The organism is Streptomyces chilikensis, from assembly GCF_001642695.1.
Taxonomy (GTDB): domain Bacteria; phylum Actinomycetota; class Actinomycetes; order Streptomycetales; family Streptomycetaceae; genus Streptomyces; species Streptomyces chilikensis.
The window spans coordinates 4,236,621-4,254,453 of sequence record NZ_LWCC02000005.1 but is presented as its reverse complement, the minus strand read 5'-3'; the positions used below and the strand labels follow the sequence as shown (position 1 = coordinate 4,254,453).

At 74.3% G+C, this 17,833-nt stretch carries 16 protein-coding genes; 8 read left to right on the top strand and 8 right to left on the bottom strand.

Annotation, left to right across the window (positions count from 1 at the left end):
- Positions 1-40: 40 nt before the first annotated feature.
- Complete coding sequence (locus A2U95_RS19080; RefSeq protein WP_166024139.1) at positions 41-850, bottom strand: response regulator; 810 nt, start codon at positions 848-850, stop codon at positions 41-43.
- Positions 847-2,451 carry a sensor histidine kinase gene (locus A2U95_RS19075; RefSeq protein WP_420857028.1) on the bottom strand — a complete coding sequence of 535 codons (1,605 nt, stop codon included), beginning with the start codon at positions 2,449-2,451 and terminating at the stop codon, positions 847-849. Before A2U95_RS19075 ends, A2U95_RS19080 begins: the two co-directional genes overlap by 4 nt.
- A gap of 318 nt (positions 2,452-2,769) precedes the next feature.
- Between A2U95_RS19075 and A2U95_RS19070 the strand changes: the two genes are divergently transcribed.
- Genes A2U95_RS19070 through A2U95_RS19060 form a run of 3 tightly spaced genes read left to right on the top strand, consistent with a single transcriptional unit; the run spans position 2,770 to position 5,814 of the window.
- Complete coding sequence (locus A2U95_RS19070; protein ID WP_166024137.1) at positions 2,770-3,753, top strand: Bug family tripartite tricarboxylate transporter substrate binding protein; 984 nt, start codon at positions 2,770-2,772, stop codon at positions 3,751-3,753.
- Complete coding sequence (locus tag A2U95_RS19065; RefSeq protein ID WP_166024135.1) at positions 3,750-4,322, top strand: tripartite tricarboxylate transporter TctB family protein; 573 nt, start codon at positions 3,750-3,752, stop codon at positions 4,320-4,322. The genes A2U95_RS19070 and A2U95_RS19065 overlap by 4 nt, the downstream gene beginning before the upstream one ends.
- Position 4,323: 1 nt before the next feature.
- The gene (locus A2U95_RS19060) at positions 4,324-5,814 is read left to right on the top strand and encodes a tripartite tricarboxylate transporter permease (RefSeq protein ID WP_166024133.1); all 1,491 of its coding nucleotides are present in this window, start codon (positions 4,324-4,326) and stop codon (positions 5,812-5,814) included.
- Positions 5,815-5,871: 57 nt separating this feature from the next.
- Here the strand turns inward: A2U95_RS19060 and A2U95_RS19055 are convergent, their stop codons facing one another.
- From A2U95_RS19055 to A2U95_RS33790, 4 genes are all read right to left on the bottom strand, one after another.
- Positions 5,872-6,771: a DUF72 domain-containing protein gene (locus A2U95_RS19055; protein WP_166024131.1), complete on the bottom strand. Its 900-nt coding sequence runs from the start codon at positions 6,769-6,771 to the stop codon at positions 5,872-5,874.
- Positions 6,764-7,234, bottom strand: a complete 471-nt coding sequence (locus tag A2U95_RS19050) for a ribosomal maturation YjgA family protein (protein ID WP_166024129.1) — start codon at positions 7,232-7,234, stop codon at positions 6,764-6,766. The genes A2U95_RS19055 and A2U95_RS19050 overlap by 8 nt, the downstream gene beginning before the upstream one ends.
- An 88-nt stretch (positions 7,235-7,322) precedes the next feature.
- Positions 7,323-8,291 carry a TauD/TfdA dioxygenase family protein gene (locus A2U95_RS19045; protein WP_166024127.1) on the bottom strand — a complete coding sequence of 323 codons (969 nt, stop codon included), beginning with the start codon at positions 8,289-8,291 and terminating at the stop codon, positions 7,323-7,325.
- Between the two features lie 164 nt (positions 8,292-8,455).
- Positions 8,456-8,536, bottom strand: coding sequence for a putative leader peptide (locus tag A2U95_RS33790; protein ID WP_359270271.1), 81 nt, complete (start codon positions 8,534-8,536; stop codon positions 8,456-8,458).
- 216 nt (positions 8,537-8,752) lie between these two features.
- On the opposite strand from A2U95_RS33790, the gene A2U95_RS19040 reads away from it, so the two are divergent.
- Positions 8,753-9,424 carry a lytic polysaccharide monooxygenase auxiliary activity family 9 protein gene (locus tag A2U95_RS19040; RefSeq protein ID WP_166024125.1) on the top strand — a complete coding sequence of 224 codons (672 nt, stop codon included), beginning with the start codon at positions 8,753-8,755 and terminating at the stop codon, positions 9,422-9,424.
- 171 nt (positions 9,425-9,595) lie between these two features.
- Here the strand turns inward: A2U95_RS19040 and A2U95_RS19035 are convergent, their stop codons facing one another.
- Positions 9,596-12,226, bottom strand: a complete 2,631-nt coding sequence (locus tag A2U95_RS19035; protein WP_166025376.1) for a cellulose binding domain-containing protein — start codon at positions 12,224-12,226, stop codon at positions 9,596-9,598.
- Between the two features lie 976 nt (positions 12,227-13,202).
- Here A2U95_RS19035 and A2U95_RS19030 point away from each other — a divergent pair.
- The 3 genes from A2U95_RS19030 (at position 13,203) to A2U95_RS19020 (ending at position 16,061) form a co-directional block, all read left to right on the top strand.
- Positions 13,203-13,916, top strand: a complete 714-nt coding sequence (locus A2U95_RS19030) for a nitroreductase family protein (RefSeq protein WP_206282910.1) — start codon at positions 13,203-13,205, stop codon at positions 13,914-13,916.
- Between the two features lie 352 nt (positions 13,917-14,268).
- Positions 14,269-15,306 carry an aldo/keto reductase gene (locus A2U95_RS19025; RefSeq protein ID WP_166024123.1) on the top strand — a complete coding sequence of 346 codons (1,038 nt, stop codon included), beginning with the start codon at positions 14,269-14,271 and terminating at the stop codon, positions 15,304-15,306.
- 617 nt (positions 15,307-15,923) lie between these two features.
- Entirely contained in the window at positions 15,924-16,061 is a 138-nt protein-coding gene (locus A2U95_RS19020) for a hypothetical protein (RefSeq protein ID WP_166024121.1), read from the top strand.
- Positions 16,062-16,098: 37 nt separating this feature from the next.
- On the opposite strand, the gene A2U95_RS19015 is transcribed toward A2U95_RS19020, so the two are convergent.
- Entirely contained in the window at positions 16,099-16,521 is a 423-nt protein-coding gene (locus A2U95_RS19015; RefSeq protein WP_166024119.1) for a YjbQ family protein, read from the bottom strand.
- A gap of 77 nt (positions 16,522-16,598) precedes the next feature.
- On the opposite strand from A2U95_RS19015, the gene A2U95_RS19010 reads away from it, so the two are divergent.
- Positions 16,599-17,684, top strand: a complete 1,086-nt coding sequence (locus tag A2U95_RS19010; RefSeq protein ID WP_166024117.1) for an NAD(P)-binding domain-containing protein — start codon at positions 16,599-16,601, stop codon at positions 17,682-17,684.
- The last annotated feature ends 149 nt before the right edge of the window (positions 17,685-17,833 follow it).

The following is a 17,833-nucleotide window of genomic DNA, read 5'->3' as shown; positions in this document are numbered from 1 at the left end:
CGGCACCGGCCGCGGGCTCCGCGCCGGCCGCGGCCGGCGGTCACCGCCGGCCCGGTCCCGCCGCGTCGGACGCGAAGGCGCGGACCGTCCCGGCGCCGGGCGTCCCGGCGCCGTCACGTCCGAGGAAGCGGTAACGGCGTTCGGGACGTCCCGCCGCCCCGTAGCGGAGCGACACCTCGGCGGTGCCGAGGGTGTGGAAGTACTCCAGGTAGCGGCGGGCGCTGACCCGGGACAGGCCGGTGCGGGCCGCGCACTCGCCGGCCGACAGGGTGTCCTCGGCCTCCCGCAGCGCGCGCTCGATCAGCCCCGCCGTCTCCACGCTCATGCCCTTGGGCAGGACGGCGGCGGGCGGCGGCGGGGGCGCGGCGGACCCGGACAGCACCCGGTCCACGTCGGCCTGCCCGCGGACGACCGCCTCCCGCAGGCTGTGGCGCCGGGCGGCGTACCGCTCCAGACGGACCCGCAGGTCCTCGCGCGCGAAGGGCTTGAGCAGGTAGTCGACCACGCCGTGCCGTACCGCGCCGCGCACCGCGTCGGCCTCGCGGGCGGCGCTGACCACCATCACGTCGCAGTCGTGTCCGGCGGCGCGCAGCCGGGGGATGACGTCGAGCCCGGACCCGTCGGGCAGGTACAGGTCGAGCAGGACCAGGTCGGGCCGCAGTTCGTCCACCGCGGCGACGGCCTGCTCCGCCGTGCCGGCGACGCCGGCCACCCGGAACGGCGGGACGTCCTCGACGAAGGCGCGGTGCACCCGGGCCACCATGAAGTCGTCGTCCACCACGAGCACGTCGATCGGCTCCGGCTCCGGCGTCCCGCCGGGCGGGGCGGACGGGGCGGTCGGGCTGGTCATCGGGGCGCTCCTTCCGTCACCGCGTCGGTGAGGTGGCTGACGGTCATGCGGGCGGTGAAAACGGCGCCTTCCGGCGTGTTGGTCACCGAGACCTCACCGCCGTGACGTTCGCAGACGAGGCGGGTGAGCGCCAGGCCGATGCCGCGTCCGCCCTCCCGGGCGGCCTTGGTGGTGAAGCCGTGCTCGAAGACCTCACGGGCGAGGCCGGGCGCCACGCCGGGGCCGGAGTCGCGGACCACGACCACCACCCCGGTGGTGTCCTGTCTCAGTTCGACCTCCACCCAGTTCGGCCGGCCGGGCCGGGTGGAGACCGCGTCCACCGCGTTGTCGACCAGGTTGCCGACCACGGTGGCCACGTCGGCGGCGTCCTCCGGGACGAGCCGGTCCAGCGAGGTGCGCTCGGAGATGCGCAGCGAGACCGCCCGTTCGGCGGCGAGCGAGGCCTTGGCGGTGAGCAGTGCGGCCACCGCGGTGTCGCGGACCCGGCGGCTGAGGGTGACGTCGAGGGACTCGCGCCGCCGGGTCAGCGCCCGGATGTGGCGCACGACCTCCTCGTACTCGCCGATCTCGACCAGTCCGGAGATGGTGTGCATCTGGTTGGCGAACTCGTGGGCCTGGGCGCGCAGCAGCTCGGAGGTGCTGCGGAAGGAACCGAGTTCCTGCTCCAGGCGGGCGAGTTCGGTGCGGTCGCGCAGGGTGGTGACCGAGCCGAGCGGGCGGCCGTCCTTGGCGACCGTCATCCGGTTCATCACCAGCACCCGGCCGCCGCGGACGACCACCTCGTCGGGGCGGCGCTCGGCCTCCGGCAGGGCGCCGGCGAGGACGTCGCGCAGCCGTCCGTCGATCCCGAGTTCGTCCAGGGTGCGTCCGACGCAGCCGTCGGGCAGGTCGAGGAGGCGGCGGCCCACCTCGTTGACCAGGGTGACCCGGTGCAGCGGGTCGAGGGCGACCACGCCCTCCGCGATTCCGTAGAGCATGGCCTCCCGGTGCTCGGCGAGGCCGGCGATCTCACGCGGCTCCAGGCCCAGGGTCTGCCGCTTCACCCGCCGGGAGAGCAGCCAGGAGCCGGCGATCCCGAGCGCGCTGGCGACGCCCAGGTAGACGAGCAGGTACGAGGAGGCCCCGCTCGTCCTCTGCCACACGGTGGGGTCCTTCTCCCCCACCGTGACCGTGCCGAGGTGGCGGCCCAGGTTCTCCTCGGCGGCGCCCAGGACGGGCACCTGCGCGGCGAGTTCCTGGTGGCCGCCGAGGGTGAGGCTGCCGGACCAGCCCCGGCCCGGCTCGGCGCCCTCGCCGCGGGGCAGCCGCTCGCCCAGCAGGGTGGGGTCGGTGGCGGCGACGATCCTGCCGTCGGCGTCGGCCACCGTCACCGAGGTGACGCCGGACTGGGTGCGGGTGGCGTCGGCCAGCGGGGCCAGGCCCTCGCGGGGGGCGGGGCTCAGCAGCCGGCTGCGGACCAGCGGGTTGGCGGCCAGATGTTCGGCGAGCGCGGTCACCCGGCGGCCCTCGACGCGCCGGAACGTCGCCTCCGACTGGGCCAGCGAGACGCCGGCCACCGCGAGCAGCACCACCACGACGATGGCGAGCTGCAGGACCAGCATCTCGCCCGCGAGGGTCTGGCGGCGGAAGGGGACGGACACGGCGTACTCGATCTCTCCGGCCGGCACGGGAGGGGACACGGGGCGGGTGGGCAGGGGGCGGCCGGGTGCCGGGGACGTCCATCATGCAGCCGGTCCGCGCCGATGGAAAGCCCCGGAAGGAGCGGCCGCGTTCTCGGCGGGCCGGGGCCGTGACCACAATGAACACAACATCCGTTGGTTCCGCAAGGGAGACCCCGGTGGACGCCCGCGGGCATCATGAGGCGCCTCGTCCCCCGACGACGCCCAACGATCCCCGACGACCGACAGGTGGTGGCACTCGTGCGTCCGCGCACCCCCCTCGCCCTGCTCGCGGCCGCCCTGCTCGTGCTGCTCGGACCGCCGCTGCTGAACCCGGACGACGGCACCGACACCGGCACCCGCATCCCGGGCCTGCGCTTCATGGTTCCCAACACTCCCGGCGGCGGCTACGACATCACGGCCCGCACCGCGGCGAAGAACGCCGAGGACGCCGGCCTCACCTCGGGCATCGAGGTGTTCAACCTGCCCGGTGCCGGCGGCACCGTCGGCCTGAGCCGCCTGGTCGGCGAGCACGGCAACGGCAAGCTGGCCATGTCCATGGGCCTCGGCGTGGTGGGCGCCGCGCGCTCCAACGACGCCCCGAAGACGCTCGCCGACACCACGCCCATCGCCCGGCTCACCGAGGAGCAGGACGTGGTGGTGGTCGCCAAGGACTCCCCGTACCGGACCATCGGCGACCTGGTCGACGCCTGGCGGGACGACCCCGGCGGGCTGCCGGTGGGCGGCGGTTCCTCCCCCGGCGGGCCCGACCACCTCGCGCCGATGCTGATGGCGGAGGCGGCCGGCATCGCCCCGAAGCGGGTCAACTACGTGCCGTTCGACGGCGGCGGCGAACTGCTCGCCTCGATCCTCGGCAACAAGGTCGCCTTCGGCGTCTCCGGTGTCGGCGAGTACCTCGACCAGATCAAGGCGGGCGAGCTGCGGCTGCTCGCGGTGACCGGTTCGGAACGGATCGACGGGCTGGACGCCCCCACGCTGAAGGAGGCGGGCTACGACGTGGACTTCACCAACTGGCGCGGTGTGGTGGCTCCTCCGGGACTCTCCGAGGCGGAGCGGACCAAGCTGGTCCGGCTCTTCGAGGAGCTGCACGACTCCCCCGAGTGGCGGGAGTCCCTGCGGCAGAACGGCTGGGACGACGCCTTCCTCACCGGTGAGGAGTTCGGCGACTTCCTGGAGTCCGAGGACGACCGCGTGGTGTCGGTGCTGAAGGAGCTGGGACTGTGAGCGCACACCTCGATCCCTCCTCCGCCGGGACGCCCGGCGGGGCTCCCGCCGGGACGCCCGGCAGGAGCGGGGAGAACCGTTCGTGGCTCGCCCGCCACTCCGAGCTGGGTGTCTGCGCGCTGCTGTCGGTCCTCGGCGTGCTGGTGCTGACCGACGCGCTGACCATGGACGTCGACATCGCCCGGCGCGGGCCGGTCGGCCCGACCACGATGCCGCTGGTGGTGGGCGTCGCGCTGCTGCTGGTGGCCGTCCTGCTCGCCGTGGACGTGCTGCGCGGCGGCCGGGGCGAGGCCGAGGCGGGTGAGGACGTGGACCTGTCCGAGCCCACCGACTGGCGGACCGTCCTGCTGCTGGCCGGGATCTTCCTCGGTTCGGCCGTCCTGATCGAACCGCTCGGCTTCCCGGTGGCCGGCGCCCTGCTGTTCTGGGGTTCCGCGTACGCCCTCGGCAGCCGACGGACCGACCGGGACCCGCTGATCGCCGCGGTGCTGTCCGTGGTGACCTACGTGGTCTTCGACAACCTGCTCGGGGTGCCCCTGCCGGGCGGTCCGCTGATGGGAGTGCTGTGACATGGACGCCCTCAACTCCCTCCTGGACGGCTTCGGCACGGCCCTGACACCGGTCAACCTGCTGTGGGCGGCGGTCGGCGTGCTGCTGGGCACGGCGATCGGCGTGCTGCCCGGCATCGGACCCGCGATGGCCGTGGCCCTGCTGCTTCCGGTGACGTACGGCCTGGACCCGGTGGCCGCGTTCATCATGTTCGCCGGCATCTACTACGGCGCGATGTTCGGCGGTTCGACCACCTCCATCCTCCTCAACACGCCCGGTGAGAGCGCCGCGGTGGTGGCGGCGATGGAGGGCAACCCGATGGCCAAGGCGGGGCGCGGCGGGCAGGCGCTGGCCGCGGCCGCGATCGGCCACTTCACGGGCGGTCTGGTCGGCACGGTGCTGCTGGTGGCGCTGGCCCCGGTGGTGGCCCGGCTGGCGGTGGACATCGGGGCCCCGGACTACTTCGCGATCATGGTGCTGGCGTTCATCGCGGTGACCTCGGTGCTCGGCTCCTCCCGCATCCGGGGGGCGGCCTCCCTGCTGATCGGCCTCACGGTCGGCATGGTGGGCCTGGACCGGATGACCGGACAGCAGCGGCTGACGTTCGGCTCGCTGCAGCTGGCCGACGGGATCGACGTGGTGATCGTCGCGGTGGGACTCTTCGCCATCGGCGAGGCCCTGTGGGTGGCCGCGCACCTGCGGCGGGGTGCTCCCCGGGCCATTCCGGCGGGCCGTCCCTGGCTGGGCCGGGACGACGTGCGGCGGTCGTGGAAGGCGTGGCTGCGCGGCCCGTTCATCGGCTTCCCGTTCGGTGCGGTGCCGGCGGGCGGCGCGGAGATCCCCACGTTCCTGTCGTACGTGGTGGAGAAGCGGCTGTCCAAGCACCGTGACCAGTTCGGCAAGGGCGCCATCGAGGGCGTCGCCGGGCCGGAGTCCGCGGCCTCGGCCTCGGCGGCGGGCACCCTGGTGTCGATGCTGACGCTCGGCCTGCCCACCACGGCGGTCGCGGCGGTGATGCTGGCCGCCTTCCAGAGCTACGGCATCCAGCCCGGCCCGCTGCTCTTCGAGCGGGAGCCCGAGCTGGTGTGGGGGCTGATCGCCTCCCTCTTCGTCGGCATGGTGCTGCTGCTGGCGCTCAACCTGCCGCTGGCGCCGGTGTGGGCGCGACTGCTGCGCATCCCGCGCCCCTACCTGTACGCGGGGATCCTCTTCTTCGCCGCGGTGGGCGCCTACGCGGTCGGCGGCGAGGTCGTGGACCTGGTCCTCCTGCTGGTCATCGGCCTGGTCGGGTTCGGCATGCGGCGCTACGGGCTGCCGGTGCTGCCCGCGGTGATCGGTGTGATCCTCGGCCCCGCCGCCGAGCAGCAGCTGCGGCGGGCGCTGCAGATCAGCGACGGCAGCGTGACGGGCCTGGTGAACACCCCGTTCTCGGTCACCGTGTACGCGGTGGTCGTCCTGCTGCTGGCCTGGCCGCTGCTGGCGCGGGCGGTCGGCCGGAGCCGGCGCGGCTGACCCCGGTACCGGTCCACGAGCGCGTGCCCCCGCCGGCCGGGGGCACGCGCCGTCCCGTCAGGCGTCCGGCGGCGCCGTCCGCGCCGTGGCGGGTGGCGCCGGGTGCCGGGGCGGGAGTCCCAGCAGCCGCGTCATGCTCTCCGCGGCCCGCACCGCCGCGTCCGCGCAGCAGTTGTTGAACAGGACGTGGAGCCGCTCGACCCGTCCGGCGAGGGTGTGCAGCCGCGGCAGCCACTCGGCGAGTTCCGCCTCGTCGTACGCGTACCGGAAGCGGTCCTCCTTGCTGCCGGTGCCCCAGGCCGCGCTGCGTCCGTGGAACCGCACGACGGCCAGGCGCGGGGAGGTCACCGGGGTGACCGGCGGGACGGAGGAGGGCAGCGCCTGCGTCATGTCCACCGCCACCGCCGCCATGCCGTGCCGGGCGAGCAGGGCGCGGGTGGCGTCCGCCCGGTCCTCCCGCCACCACTCCGGATGCCGGAACTCCACGGCCAGGGGCCAGCCCCGCGTCCGCCGGGCGGTGTCCGCCAGGAAGGCCTCGGCCCGCGCGCCGGGCCGGAACCACGGCGGGAACTGGAAGAGGACGCTGCCCAGCCGCCCGGCCCGCCGCAGCGGCGCGATCCCGTCGGCGAAGCGGGCCCACACCTCGTCGAGCACGTCCGGGTCCCGGGCGTCGGCCGGCAGGCCGTGCGGCATCACCGCGGCCCGGGTGGGATGCCCGGTCAGCAGGGAGAACGCCTTCACGTCGAACACGAACCCGTCCGGCGTCCGCTCCGCCCAGAGCCGGCTGTTCCGCTCGCCGGGGAGGGCGTAGTACGAGGCGTCCACCTCCACCACCGGGAACCGCTCGGCGTAGTACCGCAGCCGGCCCTCGGCGTCCCGCCGTCCCGCGGGGTACCAGCCGCTGCCGACCAAGGTTTTGTCGGTCCACGAACACGTGCCCACGAGGATGTCACCCATGACGGTGCGCGTACCCCGCACTCCCGCGGGCAGACGGCCGACGGGCGACGGACGCCGCCCGGCCCCCTCGGGGCCGCGCGGCGAACCACCCGCCCAGCGCGCCGACCAGGTACCAGAGGAGGTCGGGCGGGTCGAAGGTGGAGCCGAGGACCAGGCGAGCGGCGGCACTGCGCCGGGAGAGCTCCGCGGGCACACCACTGAGCTGCAGGAACTCCACGCCCCAGCTGACCGCCAGCGCGATCGCGGCGGCCCTCCACGCGGAGACCGAGGGGGCCGCCACGACGACCAGGGCGACGAGCAGCAGGGTGTAGAGGGCGTCCCCGCCGTACTTGGCCACGTCTCCGGTCGCCACGGCCCTGAGCCCGAGCCCCGCGCCCACGGTCGCCAGTGCGGCCGTCGCCGCCACCAGACGTCTTCGGCCCGTCCCGCCAGGTGTGCCGGCGCCGCCTTCCGGAGAGGTCATGGGAGCCATCGTAGGATCGGCGCCTCCGCTTCCCTGCCCCCGCCCCCACCGGGGCGGACGGGGGTCCGGCCGGCGGGGGCGGGGCCCGTCAGGCCTCCGCGAGCACCCCGTCCGTTGAGGCGCCGGAAGCGATGCCGTACTCCGGCTCGGGCACCGATTCGGGCGCGAGCAGCACCGAACGGCGGCCGTCCACCCCCACCGGCACGTCACCGTCGACCGTGACCCGGCGCAGGGTGCGCTCGTGGTCGTCGGAGTCGTCCACGCCGTAGTGCTGGGTGGCCCGGTTGTCCCAGATGGCGACGTCGCCCGCGCGCCACTGCCAGCGCACGGTGTTCTCCGGACGCTCGACGTGCGACTGGAGGACGTCGCGGAGGGCCCTGGAGTCACGGCCGTCGAGGCCGGTGAACCGCTGCAGGAAGGTGCCGAGGACCAGCGTGCGTTCACCGGTCTCCGGGTGCACCCGCACCACCGGGTGCTCGGTGCGGAACGTGATCGACGTGAACACCTCGCGGTGCTGCAGGAGTTCGTCCGGGACCGCTCCCGGCCGCACGGCGGCGTAGTCGTAGTCGTTGGTGTGCACCCCGCGCAGGCCGTCGGCCAGTGTCCGCAGCGGCTCCGGGAGTTCGGCGTAGGCCGCCGCGGTGTTGGACCACAGCGTGTCGCCGCCGTACGGCGGGATCACCTCGGCGCGGAGGATGGAGAAGGCCGGATAGGCGGGGACGAAGGTCACGTCGGTGTGCCACTGGTTGGCGCGGCCGCCGTGGTCGTTGTCGATGCCGAGGGCGTAACGGCCGTCCACCGAGGGCACGGTGGGGTGGGCGACCGGTTCGCCGAGGAGCCGTCCGAAGGCCTCGTGGCCCGCGGCGTCGAGGTGGTGCTGGTCACGGAGGAAGACGACCTTGTGCTCGAGGACCGCGGCGCGGATCGTGGCCACGGTCCGCTCGTCCAGGTCGCCGCCGAGGCGGACGCCGGAGATCACGGCGCCGATGCGGCCGCCGACCTTCTCGACGGTGATCCGGCCCGTCTCGGGGGCGGACGCGGGTGCGGTGGACGTCATGGCATTCCTTTCACCGGACGCTGCCCGCCCGGCGCCGCCGGGCGGCACGGGCAGGGCGCGAGGAACGGGCGTCCCGGGGCGAGGGGACGGGGGCGCGGAGGGGAGGACGAGGAGGGAACGGGGGCGAAGGCGCGCGGCGCCCGGCCCCAGAAGATGCGCGTACGTCAGCGCACTCGACACGCCGCCGAGGCGAGGCGCCCCAGATCGACGTGGAGCCGCGTCACGAGAAAGGTCGTCGCGGTCATGTCCCCGAGCATGGTCACGCCGGGCGAGCCGGTCAAGGATTCCCCGGCCGGTTTCACGAGTCCGCAACGAGCCGGACGCGGTCGTCCCGCCGGCCCCGGGGGGAAAGTGGCGCAATCGAACGTTGCACCGATTTGACATGTACGCAACCTTGATGTGGGAGCGCTCCCACTTCGTCGTCCGACGTTCACCCCCCAGCCCTGCGAAAGAGGACACCCATGACACGTTCCGACACCGCCGGCCGGTTACGCCGCGCCCCGTTCCTCCTCCTCACCCTGGTCGTCACGGCGCTGTTCTCCCTGGTCCCGGGGAGCGGCACCGCGTACGCCCACGGCTCGGTCGTCGACCCCGCCACCCGCAACTACGGCTGTTGGCAGCGCTGGGGCAGCGACTTCCAGAACCCGGCCATGCAGCAGCAGGACCCCATGTGCTGGCAGGCCTGGCAGGCGAACACCAACGCCATGTGGAACTGGAACGGCCTGTACCGCAACGGTTCCGCGGGCAACTTCCAGGCGGTCGTCCCCAACGGCCAGCTCTGCAGCGGCGGCCGGACCGAGGGCGGCCGGTACAACGCCATGGACGCCGTGGGCAACTGGAAGGCGACCGACGTCGGCAGCAACCTCACCATCCGGCTCCACGACCAGGCCGGCCACGGGGCGGACTACATCCTGGTCTACGTCACCCGGCAGGGCTTCGACCCGCTCACCCAGCCGCTCACCTGGAACGACCTGCAGCTGGTCACCCGCACCAGCCGCTACGCCCCGGGCCAGGAGTACAACGTCCCCGTGAGCGTTCCGGGGCGCAGCGGCCGGGCCGTGTTCTACACCATCTGGCAGGCGTCGCACATGGACCAGACGTACTTCCTGTGCAGCGACGTCAACTTCCGCTGAGGTGACGGCCGCCGCGCCCGGGAGGCGCCGAACGGCCGGCGTCGGGCCGGCGGCCCGACACCGGTCCGCCTCCGGCGGCGCGGCCCGCGGCGCCGGAGGCGGACGGAACGGGGGCCGCGACCGAAAGGTCGCGGCCCCCGCCCGGCAGCGGTTCCGCCCGGCGCGGCGGGGTCAGCCGCAGGCGGCCCCGTCGCGGGTGAAGTCGTCCGGCGGGCCGTTGGCCCCCGTCCACGTCCCGGTGAGACCGACGGTCACCGAACCGCCGGGCGCGACGCGGCCGTTGTACGACGCGCTGGTCACGGTGACCCGGTCACCGCTCTGGGTGTGCGTGCCGTTCCAGAGCTGGGTGATCCGCTGGCCGTCGGGGAAGGTCCAGCCGAGCTTCCAGCCGTTCCACGCGCCGTCGCCGGTGTTGGTGAGCCGGACCTCGGCCTGGAAGCCGCCCTGCCACTGGTTGGTGACGCGGTACTCCGCGGTGCAGGCACCCTCCGGGTCACCGGGGTCCGGCGGGTCGGTCGGGTCCGGCGGGTCCGTGGGATCGGCCGGCGAGGGGACGGCGGCGGTGTCCGCGTACACGATGCCCCGGCCGTTGGTCGAGACGTAGACCCGCCCGTACGTGCGCGGGTCGCCGGTGATCGTGGAGCCGGTCCAGCCCCACCGGTGCTTGTCGTCGTTGACCCGTACCCAGTTGGCGCCCGCGTCGGTGGACCGGAAGATGCCCCGGACGCCGTCGATCCTCGCGCTGGTGTAGAGGGTCTGGTACGTGGTGCCCGGGGCCGCCTTGCCGAAGCCGATCGTGTCCGCCTCCTGGACCCCGCCCACCTTGGTGAAGGTCGCACCGGAGTCGGTGGAGTGCCACAGCCCGTACGTCCTGCCCTTCTCGCCGCCGGCCAGCCAGATGTCGCCGTTGCGGCCGGGCACCGCCTTGAAGCGGACGGCCGTGCCCCCCGGCAGCCCGGTGGACGCGCGCTTGGTGAAGGTGGCGCCGGCGTCGGTGCTGACGTAGAAGGCGCCGTCCTTGAACCCGTAGAACTTCTTCGGGTCCACCCGGTCCGACTCCACGATCGCACCCGCCGGAATGCCGGAGGAGGCCGTCCAGGAGGAGCCCGAACCGGCGTGCACGCCCGCTCCCTCCGGGCTCCACACGTAGCGTCGGCCGTCCGCCGCCGCGGCGACCGTGCCGCCGCCGGTGACCCCCGAGGGGTCGGAGCCCGCGTACCAGTTGGCGCCGTTGTCGGAGGAGAAGGCCACATGGGCGCCGCTCTCCACGTTGCCCACCCGGACCACCGTGTTCGGGTCGGTCTCGGCGTAGTCGAGGCTGGTGGTGGAGGTGAAGTTGGGCGACTGGAACATCTTCGCCGGCACCGCGTCCAGGTCGGTGTGCCGGAAGCCGCCGACGTCGCCCAGGCCGCTGATCAGCGTGGCGCCGGAGGGCGGGGCCACCAGGTCGAGGACGGCGGTCTCCTCGAGTCCCTTCACCATGGGCTTGATGACGGGTTTGCCGCCGCTGTCCCACTGGGTGAGGTTCTCGGTGCCGAAGATCGTCGCGCCGGTGCCGTACATCATCCGGTCGGAGTCGAACGGGTCGATCTCCAGCGCCTCCGTCATCCACCCGAGCTTCGGGGTCTGCTCGGGCGGAGTCGGACGGGCGCCCCAGTCGAGCCAGGGGACCGAGGAGATGTCCATGGTGTAGCGGTTCGAGCGGTTGGGGTAGGAGCTGTACTCCCAGGCCCTGGTCCAGTTCTCGCCGCTGTCCGTGGTGCGGAAGATCTGGGTGTCCGGCCACCAGGAGCTGTAACCGGTGACCATCACCGTGCCGGGGTCCTGCCGGTCCACGCTCAGCCCGCTGTAGCCGAAGTAGGTGTCGGCGGCGGGCACCGGGCTGATGTCCGTCCACTCCCCGCTGCCGGTGTCGTACCGCCACACCTGGCCGGCGGAGCCGTCGTAGGGACCTCCGGTGTCGCTGTAGGCGAGGTAGAGGCGGCCGTTCTCCGCGTCCAGGACGCCCTTGTGCGCGAGCAGCCCGGTGGGCTGCCCGGCCACCCGGGACCACGTGGCGCCCGCGTCGGTCGACCGGTAGACGTTGTTCTCCTTGTCGGCGACGCCGACGTAGATGGTCCGGGTGGCGGCGCCGGCGCTGCCCGTCGACTCGTCGAAGGTCACCCAGGAGATGCCCTGGATGTCGCCGTTGTAGCCGCCCGGGTCGGTCGGATCGGTGACGTAGGTCCCCGGGTTGGGGAACGAGGTCACCTTCGACCAGGTCGCGCCGCTGTCGGTGGAACGCCACAGGCCGTTGCCGCTCGGCGCGCCGAGGTAGAGGACGCTGTTGCGGTGGGGGTCGACGGCGAGGCGCTCCCCCATGCCCCTGCCGGGCATGTTCCCGCCCAGCTTGAACGGCAGGTCGGCCTTGGCCCAGGTCTCGCCCCGGTCGCCGGAGCGCAGCACGGCGCCGTTGCCGGGGTCCCAGTCGTTGGTGTACGTCCCGACCGCCGCGTAGACCTTGTCCGGGTCGACGCTGTCGGAGGCGAGACCGATCACTCCGGTGTGGCCCCAGTCGTCCCAGCCGACGTGGTCCAGCAGCGGGGTCCAGCTCTTGCTCGACTCCACCCAGCGGTACGCGCCGCCGATGTCGGTGCGGGCGTAGGCGAGGTCCGGTTCGGACCGGTTGAAGACGATGCCGGGGACGAAGCCGCCGCCGTCGATGCGGACGTTCCTCCAGTCCACGACGGCGGCCGCGGCGCCGGCGCCGGGCAGTGCGCGGGCGCCCGTGCCCGCGTCGGGCCCCGCCGTGGCCGCCGGCATCAGGGAACCCAGCAGGGCGGCGGCCGCCGCCAGCACGCCGCCGGCCCTGAAGGCGGTGCGGCGCGGGAGCGGGACGGAGCGTCGTAAGCGGGTGCGGTCGGCCCGGGACGTAGGCCCGGGCAGCGGTCTGCCCCTGGGGGGAGGGGACTCGTGCACGGCTGGTTCCTTCCTCGTCGCCCCGGCGGCCTCCGGGCACGGGCCGGGGGTCCCGGCGGCGGCCGTGCCGCCGCCCGTGAGGGCACCGGGGCAGGGGGATGTGGTGGACGGAACCGTCGGGTGCGGCTCGGTGGTCGCTCGCCGTACTCGACGGACGGGTACGCCCGGCAGGGGGCCGCGCGGAACGCCGTCGGAGTCCGCGCCGCCTCACGTCCGGGGCGGGAGCGCTCCCACTTTCGAGGTGTGGTCGAGTCGGCGTCAAGGTGTCCGCAGAGTCGAAGATATTCGACTCCGTCCCGTCATCGCGTACTCCGCGGGCCGGAAACGTCGAAGCGCTTCGACGACGGCCGGAAACCCGTGTCTGCGGGGGCGACCGTCCCGCCACCGCGTCTTCCGCCGAGCACCGTCCGCCGACAGCGTCGAAGCGCTTCACGCACTCGCGCGACCGAGTGGCCACCGCTTGCCGGGACCGGCCGGGGCGCCATGCCCGGGAGCCCTCCGCACGGCCGCGCCGGCGGGGACTTCGACGCGCGGACGCCCGCGCGGACCCGTCCGGCGGCAGGCGCGGCAAAGGCCGCAGGGGCCGCGCGGCTCGTCACCGCGACCGCGCGCGGAGCGGGCGCCGGGGCTCCTGGCGCCCGAGGCCGGCGCCCCGGCCGGGGGCTCCCGTCCCGCCCGGTGGCCGGCTGCCCGCCCGGTGGCCGGCTGCCCGCCCGGTGGCCGGCTGCCCGCCCGGCGCCGCGTCACCGGCCCACCCGCGACTCCCCCGCGGCGACCGGCTGCCGCTGATCCCGCCCCCTCCTGAAGAGAGACCGTGCGCATGACCCTCACCGATTCCACGACGCCCGCCCGGGCGGGCGTCCGCTACGGCGACCCGGACTTCGCCCTCGAAGCGACCTCGCCGGTCATCGAGCACCAGCTGCGTCACCGCTCGGTGCGCGCCTTCCTGCCGACCCCCGTCACCGAGGAGGAACTGCGGGCCGTCGTGGCCGCGGCGTCGTCGGCGTCGACGTCCTCGAACCTGCAGGCCTGGAGCGTCGTCGCGGTGACCGACCCGGAGCGCAAGCGGCGGCTCTCGGACCTGGCGGCACGACAGGAGTTCATCGTCGAGGCGCCGTTGTTCCTGGTCTGGGTGGCCGACCTCGACCGCGGCCACCGCCTGGCACAGCGCAACGGCGAGCCGCTGGACGCCACGGCCTACCTGGAGTCCACGCTGCTCGGCGTCATCGACACCGCGCTGGCGGCCCAGAACGCGGTCGTGGCACTGGAATCGCTCGGCCTGGGTTCGGTCTTCGTGGGCGCCGTCCGCAACCATCCCGAGGAGTTCGCCGGCGAACTGGGGCTGCCGCCGCACAGCGTGGCCGTCTTCGGGCTGGCGGTCGGGCACCCCGATCCCACGGAGGACGCCGGCGTCAAGCCCCGCCTCCCCAGACCGCCGTCCTGCACCGCGAGACCTACGACGCCGGCAAGGCCGACGCCGGCCTGCCCGCGTACGACGAGCGCCTGGCCGCCTACCACCGCGCCCACGGGCTGACCGGCGCGTGGACCGAGCGCGTCCTGGCCCGGCTCGCCGGCGCTGCCGCCCTCGGCGGCCGCGACGGCCTCCGCGACGCCCTCGAACGCCGCGGCCTGCCCTCCCGCTGACCACCGCCCCGGGCCGCCCCGTCCACCCGCGCCACCGGCCGGCCACCCGCAGCACGCCCCGCGGGCCGGCCCGGCGGTTCCGGAGCCGCGACCGCCTCAGCAGGGGCCGGGCCGCGCTCGACGTGGCGACCGCGGGTGGCGCCCGGCAGCCACTGAGCGTTCCTTCCCCTCCCCCTCACGCAAGCTCCTCCAGGCCCGACAGCCCCGACAGCCCCGACAGCCCCGACAAGGGAGAACACCCGATGAGCGAGCAGTACCCGCACTACGAGGACGTCTTCAGGGCGGCCGACAACCGCTACGCGTCCTTGCCCTACCGGCGCACCGGGCGGTCCGGGCTCGACCTTCCGGCCGTCTCCCTGGGCCTGTGGCAGAAGTTCGGCGCCGACCACGCCTACGACACCCAGCGCGAGATCATCCTGCACGCCTTCGACCTGGGCATCTCCCACATCGACAACGCCAACCGCTACGGTCCGCCGCACCGCGCCGCCGAGCAGACCCTCGGTCGTGTGCTGCGCCGGGACCTGGCGCCCTACCGCCATGAGCTGATCCTCTCCAGCAAGGCCGGCGGCGTCCTCGGGCCCAGCCCGAACCTCCGCGGCGGCGGCCGCAAGGCGCTGCTGACCTCCCTGGAGCTGAGCCTGCGCGATCTGGGCACCGACTACGTCGACATCTTCTACCACCACACTCCGGACGTGACGACGCCGCTGGAGGAGACCGCCGGCGCGCTCGCCACAGCCGTCACATCGGGCAAGGCCCTGTACGTCGGCATCTCCAACTACGAGCCCGACCGCGCCGAGGCCATCGCCCGGCTGCTGAGGGCCGCGGGCGTGCCGCTGCTCGTCCACCAGCCGCGCTACTCCCTCTACGACCGCGGCATCGACCGGAACGGTCTCGCCGGCCTGGCCCTCGAGGAGGGCTTCGGTCTCGTGGTCTACTCCCCGCTGGCCCAGGGGCTGCTCACCGACAAGTACCTGGAGACCATTCCGGACGGCGCCCGTGCCCGGAACAGCGACTTCCTCAAGCCCGACCAGATCGACGAGACCTACCGGCAGCGCACGGCGCAGCTGAACAAGCTGGCCGGGAACCGCGGCCAGTCGCTGGCACAGCTCGCCCTGCAGTGGGTGCTGCGCAACCCCGCCGTGACCTCGGCGCTGACGGGCGCCAGCTCCAAGGAGCAGCTCGACCACAACCTGCGGGCGCTGGACGGCCCGGAGTTCACCGACGAGGAGCTCGCCGTCATCGACGAGTACGGCGTGCACGGAACGGGCCTACGCGGCTGACACCGCCCGTCGTGCCTGCGCCCCGGCCACCCCGGTCGTCCGCGACGCCGCCGGGCCCCCGGCGGTGACCGGCCCGGCAGGCGGGATCACCCCCCTGCAACGCACGAACTCCAGGTCACCCGCCGGTCCCGGCAGCAAGCATCTGCCGACGCCATTGCCCCGCCACGGGATACTGCCGGAGGTTCCGGTCCGGCAATCAAGGCTGAGCGGGGGAAACAGTGGCGAGCGGGAACGACCCACACGCACGGGAACTCGCACGGCAGGCCAGAGGACGGAAGAGGGCCGGGAAGGCCGCCGAGGCCGGACGAAAGGCTCGGACGGCGGCCTTCGGCGAAGGCGCGGACACGGCGCGGGCCCTCTCCGGTCGCCGCGCGGAAGCCGTCTTTGGAAGCCGCCCGGGCCTGCCCGCTGCCCCTCCCCCGCGGAACCGGGCCTGGTCCCGGCCCGAGGACGTCACCTCGGACAGCGCGGCGGCACGGCTGCTGGCGCTGCTCGACGCATTCGCACAAGGCTCATGCACCGCTCCGGAGTTCGCACGTGGCTGGTGGGAGAACCGGCGGATCTCGCAGGCGAACGGCGAACGGATACGTGAGCCGCTCGCCGATCTCTTCGAGCATGTGTTCCTGACACTCGAGGACTACGCGATCGAGCCGGACCTCGCCGAGCCGGGGGATCTCGACGACGCGGACCTCCGCGAGGCCGTGGTCCGGTCCTGGACCGCGTTTCGTGAGGAGACCACCGGACGAGGGCGGTGACGGGTTCAGGACGACGCCGGTGGCGGCCGGCGTGGAGCTACCCGAGGAACGACAGCCGCACCTGACGGTCGCGGTTGTCGACGTTGGTGTCCACCAGGCACACCGACTGCCAGGTGCCCAGTTCCAGGCGGCCGCCGATGACCGGGAGGGTGGCGTGGGGCGGGACGAAGGCGGGGAGGACGTGGTCGCGGCCGTGGCCCGGGGTGCCGTGGCGGTGGCGCCAGCGGTCGTCCGCCGGAAGGAGGTCGCGGAGGGCGGCGAGGAGGTCGTCGTCGCTGCCCGCACCGGTCTCGATGACCGCGATGCCCGCGGTGGCGTGCGGGACGAAGACGTTGAGGAGGCCGTCGCGGCCGGCGGCGGCCTCGCTCAGGAACTCCTCGCAGTCGCGGGTGATGTCGGCGACGCGCTCGGCGGAGCCGGTGGCGATGTGCAGGACGCGGGTGTGGAAACGGTCTGACATGCCTTCATCCTGACGCATCGGCCGGGCGGGGGAAGAGAGCCGGGCCCCAGGTCGTTCGCACGGGTGTGGAGGAGCGGATGACGCGGGAGATCGACGTCGTGGTGGTGGGCGCCGGGCAGGCGGGGCTGTCGGCGGCGTACCACCTGCGGCGCGCCGGCTTCGGGCCCGGGCGGGACTTCGTGGTGCTCGACCACGCGCCGGGGCCGGGCGGCGCCTGGCAGTTCCGGTGGCCCTCGCTGACGTACGGCAAGGTGCACGGGATGCACGCGCTGCCCGGCATGGAGCTGACCGGCGCCGATCCGGGGCGGCCGTCGTCCGAGGTGATCACCGAGTACTTCGACGCCTACGAGCGGGCCTTCGGGCTCGAGGTGGTGCGGCCCGTCGACGTGCGGGCGGTGCGGGAGGGCGAACGGGGGCGACTGCGGGTGGAGACCTCGGCCGGGATCTGGTCGGCCCGCGCCCTGATCAACGCGACGGGCACCTGGGACCGGCCGTTCGTCCCGCGGGTCGCGGGCCAGGAGACGTTCCGCGGGCGGCAGCTGCACACCGTGGGCTACCGGGGCCCGGAGGAATTCGCGGGACTGCGGGTGGTGGTGGTCGGCGGGGGCGCCTCGGCGACCCAGCACCTGCTGGAACTGGCTCCGTACGCGGCGGCGACGGCCTGGGTGACGCGGCGGCCGCCGGTGTTCCGGGAGGGGCCGTTCGATGCGGAGGCCGGGCGGGCGGCCGTGGCGCTGGTCGAGGAACGGGTGCGGCAGGGGCTGGCGCCGCGGAGCGTGGTCTCGGTGACGGGGCTCCCGCTGAACGACGCGGTCCGCGAAGGGCTGCGGAGCGGGGTCCTGGACCGGCTGCCGATGTTCGACCGGATGACGCCGGAGGGCGTCGGGTGGGCGGACGGGCGGAGCTTCGCGGCGGACGTGGTGCTGTGGGCGACGGGGTTCCGGGCGAGCGTGGGGCACCTGGCGCCGCTGCGGCTGAGGGAACCGGGCGGGGGGATCCGCCTCGTGGGCACGCGGGCGGCGGCGGACCCGAGGGTGCACCTCGTCGGCTACGGGCCGTCGGCCAGCACGGTGGGCGCGAACCGGGCGGGACGGGCGGCGGTACGGGAGGTCCGGCGACTCCTCGGGAGCGGGGCCGGTCCCCGCCGGGCCACGGCCGCGTGACGTCGGCGGTGACGCGGGCGGGGGGCGCGGGCGGTGGCGGCGGCGCGCCGACGCGGGACCCCGGTTGCGGGTACGGCGTGGTGGCGGCGCCCGCACTCCCCCGTCCGACGGCGACCCGCCCGCGCGACGCCCGCCCGCGCGACGCACGG

Coding starts and splice junctions, on each gene's coding strand:
- A2U95_RS19080 (WP_166024139.1), bottom strand. CDS start 850: ATGACCAGCCCGACCGCCCCGTCCGCCCCGCCCGGCGGGACGCCGGAG.
- A2U95_RS19040 (WP_166024125.1), top strand. CDS start 8,753: ATGACACGTTCCGACACCGCCGGCCGGTTACGCCGCGCCCCGTTCCTC.
- A2U95_RS19010 (WP_166024117.1), top strand. CDS start 16,599: ATGACGCGGGAGATCGACGTCGTGGTGGTGGGCGCCGGGCAGGCGGGG.
- A2U95_RS19035 (WP_166025376.1), bottom strand. CDS start 12,226: ATGCCGGCGGCCACGGCGGGGCCCGACGCGGGCACGGGCGCCCGCGCA.
- A2U95_RS19015 (WP_166024119.1), bottom strand. CDS start 16,521: ATGTCAGACCGTTTCCACACCCGCGTCCTGCACATCGCCACCGGCTCC.
- A2U95_RS19050 (WP_166024129.1), bottom strand. CDS start 7,234: ATGACCTCTCCGGAAGGCGGCGCCGGCACACCTGGCGGGACGGGCCGA.
- A2U95_RS19060 (WP_166024133.1), top strand. CDS start 4,324: ATGGACGCCCTCAACTCCCTCCTGGACGGCTTCGGCACGGCCCTGACA.
- A2U95_RS19030 (WP_206282910.1), top strand. CDS start 13,203: ATGACCCTCACCGATTCCACGACGCCCGCCCGGGCGGGCGTCCGCTAC.
- A2U95_RS33790 (WP_359270271.1), bottom strand. CDS start 8,536: ATGACCGCGACGACCTTTCTCGTGACGCGGCTCCACGTCGATCTGGGG.
- A2U95_RS19055 (WP_166024131.1), bottom strand. CDS start 6,771: ATGGGTGACATCCTCGTGGGCACGTGTTCGTGGACCGACAAAACCTTG.
- A2U95_RS19075 (WP_420857028.1), bottom strand. CDS start 2,451: ATGCTGGTCCTGCAGCTCGCCATCGTCGTGGTGGTGCTGCTCGCGGTG.
- A2U95_RS19025 (WP_166024123.1), top strand. CDS start 14,269: ATGAGCGAGCAGTACCCGCACTACGAGGACGTCTTCAGGGCGGCCGAC.
- A2U95_RS19045 (WP_166024127.1), bottom strand. CDS start 8,291: ATGACGTCCACCGCACCCGCGTCCGCCCCCGAGACGGGCCGGATCACC.